Consider the following 12,980-nt stretch of genomic DNA (forward strand, 5'->3'; position numbering starts at 1 on the left):
CGGCAGGGGGTTTTTATTTTGACACTTCGTGATGTTTATTGTAAGGAACAGTATATTACCGGTGAAGATGACCTTATCACCGATTTTTATATTCCCTGCCTATCTAGATCGCAGTTCTATGATAGAGCGGCAGGCTTTTTTAACTCTTCTATATATCAGAGGATTAAAATGGGGTTGGAACCGTTTATAAAAAATGGAGGCAGGATGAGACTCTTAACAAGTGCTAAATTGTCACCTTCCGATATTCAAAAAATAAAAGAAGGCTATGATGAGCGCATTTGGTTAGAGGAGCACTTGAACCTTTTGTATGAGGACTTTTATAAAAACAGGAATGATATAAATGTTTCCAACCTATGTTGGCTGATTAAGTGCGGGCGCTTAGACATAAAAATCTCCATTCCAGATGTAAATCAAATAAATGAAGATTACGATACAGGAATTTTCCACGACAAAATCGGTATCTTTACAGATAGTGATGAAGAATTTGTTGTATTCTTTGGCTCAAACAATGAATCGATTGGTGGTTGGGTTAGCAATTTTGAATCCTTTGAGGTCTATTGTAGTTGGGATACTGGTGTTTCTTCACGGGCACTTAAACGGAAACATTACTTCGAACGGCTATGGGATGGTTCTATTGCTTCAATCAAAACGTATGAATTTCCGGAGGCTTTCAAACAGAAACTTATTCAAATTGCACCGTCGAAGTTTCAGTATGAGGATAATAAATTCTCAGATGATATAGAGTTTGAACCACGAAAATGCCAGAGTGCAGCATACAACACCTTTGTTGAAAGTGATTATGTATGTTTATATCAAATGGCTACGGGAACTGGAAAAACAAAAGCTGCGACATTCAGTATGAGCATGATCAAAGATAAATGGGATCTTCTTGTTGTACTTGTCCCTTCAATTGATTTAGTTAGACAATGGCAAAGGGATATAAAATTGTTTTTCCCTGATGATTACATTATTATGTGTGGCTCGAACTGGGTTGGCTGGAAAACTGAATTTCGTGACTTAATTGAAGCTCGTGTTCCATTTAGGACAGTACTTATCAGCACGTATGATTCAGCAAAAACTGAATTTACATTGTCGAACTTACAACTTATATCGAATGATCGATTTGCTCTAATTTGCGACGAAGTACATAATTTAGGTGCAGGTAACACGAAAGCAATTATGAATCGGATAAAGCCTCCGTACAGAATCGGGTTGAGTGCCACACCTGATAGACATTTTGACGATGAGGGCTCTGCACAGATTATTGAGTACTTTAATAACAACAGGTATGAAGTATCTATTAAAGAAGCAATCAGGGAAAAGTATCTGGTCGAATACGAATATTATGTTGTTCCGGTATCCCTTAATGATACTGAGTGGGAACAATATGTCGAACTATCAAATCAAATTGCTAGGTTGCGATTCGTCGTTGATGACGAAACAAATACCAACTCAAACATTAACCGTTTGCTAGAGCGAAGGGCTCGAATTCTAAAAACAGCTGAAGCAAAACTGTCCCAGCTTCCTGCTATACTGTCCGAAATCGGGAGCGAGCAGAGGACTCTTATTTACGGTGATACTATTGATCACCTGGAGAGATTTGGCGAACTTTTGGATGGGATGGGAAAGGAACACTTTCTGTACATTGGGCGAATGGATTCTGCGGAAGTAAGACCCCGAATGATTGAAGATTTTGAGATAGGTATTAGAAAGTTTTTATTAGCAGTCAAATGTTTGGATGAAGGTGTTGATATTCCAGCATGTGATACAGCCATATTCGTAAGCTCTTCCACATCAACACGTGAGTTTGTTCAACGAAGAGGAAGAGTACTAAGACAAGGGTACAAGAAAAACAGGGCATATCTGTACGATTTCATAGTAATTCCACCATATAATCCATACAACGAACGTGAAATTGAGATTGCCCAAAACCTTATTTCAAAAGAATATAACCGTATAAGAATAATGGCGGAAGATGCAATCAACGGGACAGGAACAATAAGCAAACTTGACGACTACTTAACTACTCAAGGATTAAATCCTTACTCATTATAAGGGCGGAGGGTTGAATATGAGCGATGAGCTACTAAAGAAAATTACAGAGAAACACGGAATTAAGTATGAATATGTTAAAGAGATTATCGAATGTGAGCGAAGGCATGTCCATAAGGATCGCCGTCCGATTAATGGTGATTTAAAAGATGTGATTCAAAGGGCGACTGCCGAGGGGGCAACATCATATGATTATCAACAAAATTAAGTTCCATAACTTCATGGCTTACTATGGAGAAGTGGAGTTTGACCTATCAATTGATGAACAAAGAAATGTAACAATAATATATGCACCAAATGATGTTGGTAAAACGTGCTTCTTTAACGGAATAATGTTCTGCTTATATGGTCCAAGCAAGGGCACTGACCTCACAGATTTAATCAATAAAAATGCCTTCCAAGAAGGAAAGTACGAAGCCTACGTCTCCATTTTTGCAGAGCACCAAGGGAATGAACTTAATATAACTCGCACTGTGAAGAAAAGAGGTATGGCTGTAGGTGAAGTGACGAGTCAGAATCTCGATCACCAACTGAGAATCTGGAAAAATGGTGAAGAGCCGTGGGATGATAATCAAGAAACCTACGACTATATAAACTCCATTATTCACAAAGATGCCGCTAAATACTTCTTTTTCGATGGTGAGAAGATTGAGACATATAATATTGCTTCCGGAGCTGACTATAAGGATGCTATTTTGCGTATCCTTGGCATCAAGGAGATAGAATTTGCAATTGATGATTTTAAGCGATTAATCAAGGAATACGAAAAAGAACGTGATGTAATTTTAAGTAAAGAAAACGAGGGTAATGAGCTCGTACAACAGAAAAATATGGTGATGGAGTCTGTTGAAAGCTATGAAACAGATGTCACTGCTTGTGATCAGGAGCTAAAAGATATTCAAGCAAGAATTGTTAAGCTGGAGGAACAGCTTAAAGAAAACGAAGCAATAAAACAAAAAATTGAAGAGCGGCAGAAAATAAGAGAGCAGATCAAACAGTTAAAGCTCGATCAAAACCGAATCGAGGAAGATAAATTAAAGCTATTTCGCGAAAATGGCACCTTGATTTTAGGAAGCATTTTAGCAAATGACTTAAAGCCAACAGTTGCCGACCTTATAACTGAGCCTAACTCAATACTTCCTAGTCGAGATTTCATTCAGCAGTTACTAGAGGAGACCCACTGCGTATGTGGAACAGAAATGACTGATTTACTTAGGGGAAATCTCCAAAAAACAATCGGGACACTTGCTGAAAAAGACTTAGAATGGCAACGGAAATCGGAGAGGAAACGAGCAATACAAGGTGTAGATATTTTTTCAAACCATAGTGAGAGAGCAAAGGTTGCATATGATGAGCTTTGCAAAAATAAGGTGCGTATTAACCGAGAACTTAATGAACTAGAGGCTCGGGAAATTGAACTTCGTTCAGATGTTGGCAACTATAATGAGGCTGCTGTCCAAAGGCTTGCTGAGGAAATTGCTCGTCTGGAGGAAAAGAACAAAGAAGTCGAAAAGAAAAAGATCACCTACGAAGTAAATCGGGATATTAAGAGATCAGAACTGACTGAACTTGAGAAAAAGATAGCCAAGCACAATGTTAGTAGAGAAAAAGATGAAGCCGAGAAGAAACTGGTTTATTGTCGCAGTGTTTATAATGCACTTGTTGAATACCAAGATACTCTAATTGAAGAGAAACGCAAAGAGGTAGAAAATAATTCAAGTCACATCTTCCTTCAATTGACAAACAAAAGAAATAAATATAAGTCGCTTAAGCTCAGTGACACTTACGAGCTGCTTTTGGAGCAATCAGACGGGTCATTGTATAGAATTGAGCGCGGAAGATCGTTGAATCCTAGTACAGGTCAATCTAAGATTATTAGCCTCTCATACATTGCCGGCATCAACAAATCAACGAACGCAGTTGCACCAGTCATTATTGATAACCCTGTAGGTCTGTTTTCTGAGGAGCATAGGGAACGTGTAGTTAGTTATTTGCCTAACTTCGGAAAACAGGTGATTTTTATGGTTACTGGAGCCGACCTAGGTGCGGAGTATCGGAGAATGATTGAACCATATGTAAGCCGTGCTTACTATTTAGAGGACCAATCAGACCTGACATGGAATAAGACCAGAATTGCCCGTGTGGAGGAGCTGAATACCGTATGAGTGAGATTTACCAATTAAACGAAATGAGGAAGGTTGGCACTAAATACATTCATTTTTATAGAAGAATGAAGGATCAGAAGATAATTGACCATATGCATCAATTATTTACTTATGCCTGCCTTGTAGGAGTTAAGGAAGACAAAAGAAGTGAGGGCAGTAAGACTGACGATATCTGCAACGTGGGAAACATTGATAAGAATAACCTCGAGGTCGCAAAAGGTATTGTACTAATGAAGTGCGAGCCAACTAATGCGGACGAACTTCTTAAAGAAATTGAAAGTTATGCCGATGGCGGGATTGAGGTACTTATGCGTGATTTTGAAAACGAGGGTACAATCCGGCTTGATAAATACATTTAGTTAAGTTGAATAAAGTGAAAAGCCACCAATATAAGTTTGGTGGCTCTTCATGTTTCACTTAAATCGTTACAAAGGTATTCTGAGGCTGTACGAAGCCTAAACTTACCAGCACTGCTGTATATATTGCGTTAAACTCCGGTGATTTAACATCGATTGTACCAACGTACTTATCAAGCCAACATTGGTTTATTGTACGTATCTGTTCGCAAAGAATGTAAGATGAATATAAAAGCCCGCCTACTCCCTTTTCAAGTCTAACATGGGTAGGGAGGTTCTTTCCTTTTTTCGATAACGGAGCAACTATTGTGGTTGTCGCAAAGTGATTTCCCGTATTGTTCTGCAGCACTACGACGGGGCGATAATTTGCTTGAATAGAGCCGCTTTCGTTAGGTAGGTTACACATAAATAAATCACCGCGAAATATCTCTCGTTTTTCTACTTGCTGCTGTATTTTATTGATTGTACAAAACATTCCCACCAGCCCTCTCAGTTAATTTGTTATAACTCACTGATCTTATTTACATATTTCCTAACGTCATGCTCGCTTGCAGTCAGATATCTGCCTGTTGTACTAATATTTTCGTGTCCCATCAGATTTGAAAGGATACTGATTGGGATCTTTGCTTCTTGAAGTAAATCGTTGGCGAAAGAAGACCTCAACCTCGTACAATAGAGCCTTATATTCTCCTTCGAAGCGATTTTCTCCACAACCCTCTGAATTGCACGTTCTCCCATTCTTTCCGCTCTTTGCGAAGTAAAAAGGTATTCACTTCGTTGGTGATAGATCTTTGTTGATTGATTCCGAATAATTAGCCAATCTTTAATAGCCTGAACGGTATCCGGCGGAATAGGTAAAAACCTCGATTTACTGCGCTTGCTGTTTTTAATGATTAGGGTAGGGTCCCCACTAAGATGGACGCAATTTAGTCTCAGTGACGAAACCTCACTTGGTCTAAGACCAAGTTTCAATAAAATCATGATGATGCAGTATTCTCTCTTCCCCATTAACTTTGCACGATTCATAATTGCGAGTTCTTCAGAACGGGTTAAATATTGTGATTTGATATTGTCACTTATTTTTTGTATTTTAATTGTTTCACTCGGATCGGTACTGATAATTTTGCGTTCAGTTAGAAATTTATAAAACTGTTTAATGGCGATAAGCTTTTGATTTACAGACGCGGGGGAGTATTTGTTAATCAGAAATTCGCGGTAATTTTTTATTTCTCTAAAAGCGACAATTCGCAAATCCGTAATTTCTTTCACATCAAACAACCACTTATCAAAATCCACCAAAGCACTTCTATAACTTTTAATCGTTTTGCTGCTTTTGTCTTGAAGTTCCATATGCTCCCTAAATAAATCAAAGAGTTCCGCATTCATATTCAAACAACTCCTTTCAACATAACCTGGCGAGTTTAACCCTCACTTTATAAGTCGAGTAACGCTGAATTCTAGCATTAAATTAAAAATAATCAAAAAACTGAACAGGCAATAATAATTATCTGACCAGTTGTGTGTCACACATGATAGGAGTCAGAACAGGACTAAACTACGGAAGGTTAGTTAAAGAGTAGTGGCTAATTTGTGTTAAACATTCGGATTATTATCATGAAAAAAGTTTGTAGAGGAATTGGATACTTAGGTGTTAAAATAAGGGAAATAGGATAAATTGGTCGCAGAAGGGAACGGTCAAATGAAAAGAGAAGAGGTTTTAGCTGCCCTTAAAGCAGGAGAATTTGATGGTATAAGTCATACATATCAACCATACAGTGGTTACGGAAAAAATAGTCATCAAATAGAAATGAGTGTATCCTTTGGGACTATCGAGATAACGAAAATCACTACAGGCAAAAGCTTTAACGGCAAAGAAAATGAACGATTTGAAGATAGGACAACTGAGGTTTTAAGTGACTATAAAGCGGTTGATTTTATAGAAGATCGTCCATATTACTTTAAACAAAGAAGACCAGATTTGTTTTAGACAGAGGCTCGAAATGCATATATAAAAAAAGCTCGCCAAAGGTGAGTTGTTTTGCCGTTTCCATAAACTAACGGTGGCAAAAGTTCAATAAATAGAAGGCGGGAGAGCCACCAATCTGGTGGCTCTCTTTTCTGTGAGCGTGGCTCTTTATGGTTAACAAACTGGCTCTGCCGTGCTGAAATATTCATTTAGATGCAAGAAGGGTCTTTTTAAAATCTTTATTTATGCAGCTAAAGCTTGGGTTTTATAAAATATTGAATAATAGGCGTGACAATAGGCACGCTTGTATAGGGGACCGCAGCTGTCCAGATCCAAATGCTATTGAAGGACCCAGTAATCAATTGCTTAAGCAGCTGCAGCTTGGGTTTTATGAAATATTGAATAATAGACGTGACAATAGGCACGCTTGTATAGGGGACCGCAGCTGTCCAGACCCAAATGCTATTGAAGGACCCAGTAATCATCGCTTAAGCAGCTGCAGCTTGGGTTTTATGAAGTATTGAATAATAGACGTGACAATAGGCACGCTTGTATGGGGGACCACAGCTGTCCAGATCCAAATGATATTGAAGGACCAAATAATCATTGTTTAAACAGCTGAAGCTTTGGGTTTTATGAAATATTGAATAATAGACGTGACAATAGGCACGCTTGAATGGGACCGCAGCGGACCAGAATCCAAGAGGTCCCCTGAAGCCGTAACTAGCATTTCTTACGCGGTTCAAGGTCCGGTTTTATGAAATATTGAATATTAGGCGTGGAAATCAGCACGCTCAAATTTGACTTTGGTAGATACGAATATATAATGATTTCACCATTTGATCAGGTGGAATATATATTTTACGGATGTGATAAAGAACATGTTGTTTCAAGTAAATGAGCGAATTCGATTAGCACACGAATATTTTAAATTTGCCTATTTCTTCACCCTGAGTAAAGAAGCATTTCGGGTGGGGGATATGTTGTATTGGTTTATCTCTAACTTAACTTCGGATGTAACTGAAATTACAGAGGACAAGTTTAACCTCGATATAAGAAAACTGGATTTGGCGAGGGATCTAGGGTATAAAGATGCATCCTCCTTTAGAAAACGCACAGATAAGCGAAACGGTTTAACTGTATGGGGGGAACTTGCTAAGGTTGGATTCGAGTTTTGCGATGGACATCGCTTTCTTCAAGGAAGAAAAGTAATTAAAGCAAAAAAGACAACCATTCAGATTCCATTGGTATTTGAACAAATAGATTGGGAATCTGTACAGTTTCCAAGCTTTTTCAATACCCGTAGAGACAAGTTTATAGGGGACCTAAGAAGTATAGAGTATAAGATAAATAAATTATCGAATGAGAAGAATGAAGTAAAGTGGCATGATATCGATTATGAGAACAATAGTATTCGTACTTTTAAGATTTACCAATTTAGGCATACATCTCAGGAAAAAATCGATGCATTATTATTGCGCCAATACTGTTGGCTTGCTACACGATGTGGAGGCACTTTAAGTAGCTCAATAGGGCAGCAGCAGATAATGAGCCAGTTTAAAGCTATTTTGCAATATACCTGCGGGGGGAACTACTGGATTCAGGATACGTTTATGAAGATGGCGTACAATTTGCCTACAAGTTTATCAGAGCTAAACAAAAGAATAAGATACAACTATAAATCTGTTACGGCAAGATTTCACATGTCAGAGTACGGACTTCAGTATGACAAGATTATAAAGGAAGACAGTATGGAGCAAAAGAGAGAGAAGAGGCTTCAACACCAAATTACGGACCTGGAGAACAAACTAAATTCAGCATCAAAAAGCAAATATGAAGTTTTGAAAGAGGAACTCGGAAAGTACAAAAGGGATGAAAATGGTGTCCTTATAGGAGATGCAGACGGTCGGTGGGGGAGCTATTTAAGTGGTTTGTTAAGTAAGGCGAAAAATGAGGAGTTAATGCGGGATAAGGAAGAAAAGTACAGAATGACTGAACTAAAATGCAATGAAATTATTTCACATACCTACAGTGGGTCTGACTATGAGTTCATCTATTTCTAATAGGTAAGTATGAACCTAACTAAATCGACTAATACATAAAAAAGACAACATTGTAATAAGGGACTAACCATAAGAGGAGGCGATAATTAAAGGAGGAATTATTAATGATATTATTTAGTCTAGATCAATCTATCACCAAAACTGGTTATGCAATCTGGGAGTTAAAAAAAAGTCAGATTAATCTAAAGCAGTATGGGACAATCAAGTTGAATGCAAGGGAACCATATTTAACAAGGATTTTTTCGCTAGAGGCATTATTCGATAAAATGGTGATTGAGCAGAAAATTACTCATGTAATCTACGAGCAAATCCAGTTGCAATCAAATCGAAATGTAGCAACCTTCAAGAAATTATCTGCCTTGCAGTTTTTTATTGAGTATTATTGCTGGAATCGCAAATTACAATTTGAACCTCCAATACACGTATCAACCTACAGGACCAATTGGGCAAAAGCTGCATTTAATTTGAACAAAGGAGATAAGCTATCGGTTTTTCAATACATTAAGGATAAGTTAGGTAATCCCGAGGGAATAACACCTGATGTTTCAGACGCGATTACAATGGCTTGGTACTACTGTTTTACTGAATTGAGGTATTCAAATATAGTCCTCAAAGAAGCAACAATCCAAGATTATAAGGTTTAACAATACGATAGTCGCCCTGATATCTTTATGACATTAGGGCGTTTCCATTTGGGAATTAATAAAGGGGAAAATCAAACTTTAGAAAGGTCAATAATTTCTATCTTATACAATTGATTAATCAGTGACAATAAATCAGAACCTTCATTGTTAAGTCTTATGTTTTGATTTAGATCAATCAGCACCAGTGTCTTGATAATGGGATATCGAATTAAAAAAATCAGTGACCGAAAATCAGTGGGGTCATCTTCGTAATAAACGATTTCTTCAGGACTGATTTTTCTAATCACGGCATAAGCGACTAAATGGGAAAGTTGGATTTCTCGTTCTATACTATTACCTCTCGTATAGAAGCCAATTTTCATTTCATGTGCCACCCTCATAAGTTCTCCTATAAATAAGTTATATCGGTTAGACAGGTAGTATTTGATATTAGTATCCAAAGTAAAAGATATATCCGCTGCGATAAATCTATTGGAGCTGATTGGTTTCAAATAATGAAGGTTTGTAAGGATACTCCCTTATAATAAATATGTCTCCTGTTGAATAGTAACACTTGAACAATTAAAGAATCGATCTGCAAATAAAAGATAAACAGACAATAACAAATAAAAAATGGTCGCTAATTAATAAAAAACTACCGATACCTACAAAAAATTAGTTCAACACATAAGATTATCAATGTACCAATCGATTGCTCTAACTGCACTCTCAACGTGGTTGTAATAACATCGATGGAAATGTTGATGATCAATAATGTAGCCCAACTGATCACCATCAGCAGGAGAGGCAGAACTTAATGTACAGATGTTGGTACCTCTATGAGTATAGACTACGACGTATTGTCTAAGATCCGCTGAGTAGTTATTGCCATTTTCCACATCAATCACTCCGAATCATTTTTCAAGGAGATTAAGTTAGAGTGCCTCTCTGTGAGACGTGCCCCATACTTCAAATGCAGTTTGTAAATGAGTTTTGGATGGTTGGTTACGTACAAACGAGTTAGTTCATGATCAGGATAGTTGAAAATAAAACGTAGTTTCTGTCTTTCATAAATTTGATAAATCGTTGTCACCACTAAGATTAGTATTCCATAGCCTATAAGGAAATATGGCGATATGAAGGTTATTATCCCTGCCATTTTTGACACCCCTTACTAAAGTCTTATTGGGGACCATCCTAGGACAACCGGTTGCTTCAGTCAAGCCTTTAGAAAAATCTCTTGTTTAGGACTAAATGAAAAGCTGTAAAAATATTTTTAAAAAGCTATAGACAAGATGTTATACGACGTGTTACATTGGAAATCCACCCCAATGTGGTGGTTTTCCAGCTAAAAGGAGGAATGTCCATCGAGAAACGTCATACAACATAAATAACACACGCGAGCTATTAATTCTTATGCTTGCACACATCAGGTGTGCGGGCGATACAGAAGCCCTCAATGAGGGTCAAGCAAAAGTGTGGTAAAGCCATAATGAACAGAATTGAGTTGAATGTCTCAATTCATAAACCTGCTTTTAGGGGCGAAGTCTGCCCAATTCCTTTAATGGAATTCTAAAAGCAAATGGCTTACTGCATGTTGCTTCTGTATCGGGGCATAAGAATTCATAGCTCTATTTTGTAGAGCGGGAGTTCTGTGATTCGAGCAGAACTCCCGCTCTTTTTGTCTTGAGCTGGAACTGCGACTCGCACATTGATAACTCAATATCGAAAATCAAGGTTGGTTTCCAATCTTGACGGTGTGGGGCACCGATAAGAGTTGCTTAGGCATGTATTGCCTAAGTAACGTGCTCCTATCTTCCTTCTAGTGTGTCGGCGAGGAACCGAAAGTAAGTGACTGCGGGTAGCGGACAATACCGAGAAATACGGGATAGCAGTGATCTGTTAAAAAAGACAGGGAGCCGCAGGAGCGAAGATAGCTGCCCAACCAAGGGCGGCTAATCCAAATGAGAAATTATTATAAATGGAGGAAATGAAAATGAAGAACTTTAGCGAAGTAAAGAATCGAATTTCTGGTGTTTTTTGGTACAACATGTTGCTTAATGGTGGAGACATTGAGATTGAAGAAATTGAAAACAAAAAACTTAGAATAACAGGATTTACCCTTTACTCAATGCAAGTGGCATATTTACTAGTTGCGGCATCATGCATAGAATCAGTCGATTTTCAATGTTGTGAAACAAACCAAGCTTTCCAACTTAGTAAAACACAAATAAACAAAGGCAATAACAAGTACAAAATTGTTGAGAGAAAGATTGATAAAAAAAGATTTAGCCCAATCAAAGGTTACAATATCTCATTTACGACTACGCTAGATTCCTATAGCTTCCTAGATTTACTTCATCATCAATCAATTAGGGATTCCCTATATACACCCAATTACAAGAGATTTGTTGATTTTATCTTACTGCATCTTGCATTTACCCTTTTTGATTTGACACCAAAAGAGCAAAAGATATATGTCGCAGAGACAGGGAGCAATCTAACGTTAAAGCAGGTATTTAACCACAAGATTTTTTGGGGGAGTATAGACACTTGCGATTCCTGTAATCAGCTTATCTCTTCTTATGAAGAAAATAATATTGAGGAGTGTCCAAATCAGGTTTCGGGTGTATTCTGTGATGACTGTTATTCGAGGCATTTAGAGAAGTGTAATTGTTGCAAAGTTGCTTATCAGGTATCGACAACACCATGAGCTATTAGCAGTTAAAGACAACTAATCCCCTGCGCATATTTAGCGTGGGGGTACTTTATATAAGAATAGAAAGGATTTTGACAATGGGAAAAATACTAGGAAGTCTCCAAACTAACCGTATATATCAAATTGATTGTATCCAAGGTATGAAACTGCTGCCTGACAATAGCGTGGATTTTAACGTCTCCGACCCCCCATATAATATAGGAAGGTTAGGGGCAAAGGTAAATTTAAAGAATGGGTACAAGGCTATAGATGAACCTTGGGATAACATAGAGAACTTTCATGGCTTTACTGAAAAATGGTTGGTTGAGTGTTATAGAACACTTAAACCAGATGGTTCAATATTGGTCTATGGGACTCATCATAGTATATTCCTCACGGGCTATTTAATGAAAGAGATAGGATTCAGGATAAAAATGCAGTACGTCTGGAGAAAGCTAAACCCTCCACCAAGCTTTTTGGGGACCAACCCCACCTACGCCACAGAGTTTATTATTTGGGGTCATAAAACGAATAAGTATAAATATAACCTGGACTATGCAAAACACATTAATGGCGGTAAAAATATATCAAACGTATTTGAATCGTCCCTCACACCCCCAAGAGAGAAAAAACACGGAAAGTTCCCTTGTCAGAAGCCGCTTGAAATGACAACCAAGTTAATTAAGCTACACTCAAACGAAGGGGACACGATTTTGGTACCTTTTTGCGGGAGTGGAACCGAGTGCGTTGCAGCTACTTTGACCAATCGTTCATTCGTTACATTTGAAACAAACAGAGATTACATTGAACAAGCTAACAATAGATTAGATGACATTGACGGGAATCAGGCTTTAATTGACACAAACATCCTATAAATACTTTTAAAAAAATAACCACATGGAAGTGGTAATAATCTAAAGGACTGATTTTAATGTATTATGCAATTCAACTCCATACAAAACCCACACCAAAAGGGAAACCGAGAAAGCTTTATCTTGTGTATCAACTACTAGAGAATTTTGAGGTTACCTTAATTGATATAGTAGAGGAACCCTAT

12 protein-coding genes are annotated in these 12,980 nt (G+C 37.7%); 9 read left to right on the top strand and 3 right to left on the bottom strand.

Annotated elements, in window-relative coordinates:
- Positions 1-18: 18 nt before the first annotated feature.
- The 4 genes from NQZ67_RS16015 to NQZ67_RS16030 are packed head-to-tail and all read left to right on the top strand — an operon-like array spanning position 19 to position 4,576.
- A complete protein-coding gene (locus NQZ67_RS16015) occupies positions 19-2,055 on the top strand; it encodes a DEAD/DEAH box helicase family protein (protein WP_257447771.1) in 2,037 nt (678 codons plus the stop codon).
- A 16-nt stretch (positions 2,056-2,071) separates the two neighbouring features.
- A complete protein-coding gene (locus NQZ67_RS16020) occupies positions 2,072-2,260 on the top strand; it encodes a hypothetical protein (RefSeq protein WP_257447774.1) in 189 nt (62 codons plus the stop codon).
- Positions 2,241-4,217 (top strand): AAA family ATPase, encoded by a 1,977-nt coding sequence (locus NQZ67_RS16025; RefSeq protein ID WP_257447776.1) that lies wholly within the window; start codon positions 2,241-2,243, stop codon positions 4,215-4,217. The genes NQZ67_RS16020 and NQZ67_RS16025 overlap by 20 nt, the downstream gene beginning before the upstream one ends.
- Positions 4,214-4,576, top strand: coding sequence for a hypothetical protein (locus NQZ67_RS16030; protein WP_257447778.1), 363 nt, complete (start codon positions 4,214-4,216; stop codon positions 4,574-4,576). Before NQZ67_RS16025 ends, NQZ67_RS16030 begins: the two co-directional genes overlap by 4 nt.
- A gap of 58 nt (positions 4,577-4,634) precedes the next feature.
- On the opposite strand, the gene NQZ67_RS30655 is transcribed toward NQZ67_RS16030, so the two are convergent.
- Both NQZ67_RS30655 and NQZ67_RS16035 read right to left on the bottom strand, forming a co-directional pair.
- Positions 4,635-5,048 carry a type II toxin-antitoxin system PemK/MazF family toxin gene (locus NQZ67_RS30655; RefSeq protein WP_371825313.1) on the bottom strand — a complete coding sequence of 138 codons (414 nt, stop codon included), beginning with the start codon at positions 5,046-5,048 and terminating at the stop codon, positions 4,635-4,637.
- Between the two features lie 26 nt (positions 5,049-5,074).
- On the bottom strand, positions 5,075-5,959 hold the full coding sequence (locus NQZ67_RS16035; protein WP_257447780.1) for a tyrosine-type recombinase/integrase: 885 nt from the start codon (positions 5,957-5,959) through the stop codon (positions 5,075-5,077).
- A 313-nt stretch (positions 5,960-6,272) separates the two neighbouring features.
- On the opposite strand from NQZ67_RS16035, the gene NQZ67_RS16040 reads away from it, so the two are divergent.
- The 3 genes from NQZ67_RS16040 to NQZ67_RS16050 all read left to right on the top strand — a co-directional run bounded on the left by NQZ67_RS16040 (position 6,273) and on the right by NQZ67_RS16050 (position 9,246).
- Positions 6,273-6,560, top strand: a complete 288-nt coding sequence (locus tag NQZ67_RS16040) for a hypothetical protein (protein WP_257447781.1) — start codon at positions 6,273-6,275, stop codon at positions 6,558-6,560.
- Positions 6,561-7,420: 860 nt separating this feature from the next.
- A complete protein-coding gene (locus NQZ67_RS16045) occupies positions 7,421-8,602 on the top strand; it encodes a hypothetical protein (protein ID WP_257447782.1) in 1,182 nt (393 codons plus the stop codon).
- Positions 8,603-8,706: 104 nt separating this feature from the next.
- A complete protein-coding gene (locus NQZ67_RS16050) occupies positions 8,707-9,246 on the top strand; it encodes a RuvC family protein (protein ID WP_257447783.1) in 540 nt (179 codons plus the stop codon).
- A gap of 71 nt (positions 9,247-9,317) precedes the next feature.
- On the opposite strand, the gene NQZ67_RS16055 is transcribed toward NQZ67_RS16050, so the two are convergent.
- Positions 9,318-9,620, bottom strand: coding sequence for a hypothetical protein (locus NQZ67_RS16055; RefSeq protein WP_257447784.1), 303 nt, complete (start codon positions 9,618-9,620; stop codon positions 9,318-9,320).
- A 1,601-nt stretch (positions 9,621-11,221) separates the two neighbouring features.
- Between NQZ67_RS16055 and NQZ67_RS16060 the strand changes: the two genes are divergently transcribed.
- Together NQZ67_RS16060 and NQZ67_RS16065 are read left to right on the top strand one after the other, a co-directional pair.
- Complete coding sequence (locus NQZ67_RS16060) at positions 11,222-11,938, top strand: hypothetical protein (RefSeq protein ID WP_257447785.1); 717 nt, start codon at positions 11,222-11,224, stop codon at positions 11,936-11,938.
- A gap of 83 nt (positions 11,939-12,021) precedes the next feature.
- On the top strand, positions 12,022-12,798 hold the full coding sequence (locus tag NQZ67_RS16065) for a DNA-methyltransferase (protein WP_257447787.1): 777 nt from the start codon (positions 12,022-12,024) through the stop codon (positions 12,796-12,798).
- Positions 12,799-12,980 lie beyond the last annotated feature (182 nt).

The organism is Paenibacillus soyae, assembly GCF_024623455.1.
GTDB lineage: Bacteria > Bacillota > Bacilli > Paenibacillales > Paenibacillaceae > Pristimantibacillus > Pristimantibacillus soyae.

What these genes read in the sequence shown, in the direction of transcription:
- NQZ67_RS16020 (WP_257447774.1), top strand. Translation starts at nt 2,072, where the DNA reads ATGAGCGATGAGCTACTAAAGAAAATTACAGAGAAACACGGAATTAAG.
- NQZ67_RS16025 (WP_257447776.1), top strand. Translation starts at nt 2,241, where the DNA reads ATGATTATCAACAAAATTAAGTTCCATAACTTCATGGCTTACTATGGA.
- NQZ67_RS16030 (WP_257447778.1), top strand. Translation starts at nt 4,214, where the DNA reads ATGAGTGAGATTTACCAATTAAACGAAATGAGGAAGGTTGGCACTAAA.
- NQZ67_RS30655 (WP_371825313.1), bottom strand. Translation starts at nt 5,048, where the DNA reads ATGTTTTGTACAATCAATAAAATACAGCAGCAAGTAGAAAAACGAGAG.
- NQZ67_RS16035 (WP_257447780.1), bottom strand. Translation starts at nt 5,959, where the DNA reads ATGAATGCGGAACTCTTTGATTTATTTAGGGAGCATATGGAACTTCAA.
- NQZ67_RS16040 (WP_257447781.1), top strand. Translation starts at nt 6,273, where the DNA reads ATGAAAAGAGAAGAGGTTTTAGCTGCCCTTAAAGCAGGAGAATTTGAT.
- NQZ67_RS16045 (WP_257447782.1), top strand. Translation starts at nt 7,421, where the DNA reads ATGTTGTTTCAAGTAAATGAGCGAATTCGATTAGCACACGAATATTTT.
- NQZ67_RS16050 (WP_257447783.1), top strand. Translation starts at nt 8,707, where the DNA reads ATGATATTATTTAGTCTAGATCAATCTATCACCAAAACTGGTTATGCA.
- NQZ67_RS16060 (WP_257447785.1), top strand. Translation starts at nt 11,222, where the DNA reads ATGAAGAACTTTAGCGAAGTAAAGAATCGAATTTCTGGTGTTTTTTGG.
- NQZ67_RS16065 (WP_257447787.1), top strand. Translation starts at nt 12,022, where the DNA reads ATGGGAAAAATACTAGGAAGTCTCCAAACTAACCGTATATATCAAATT.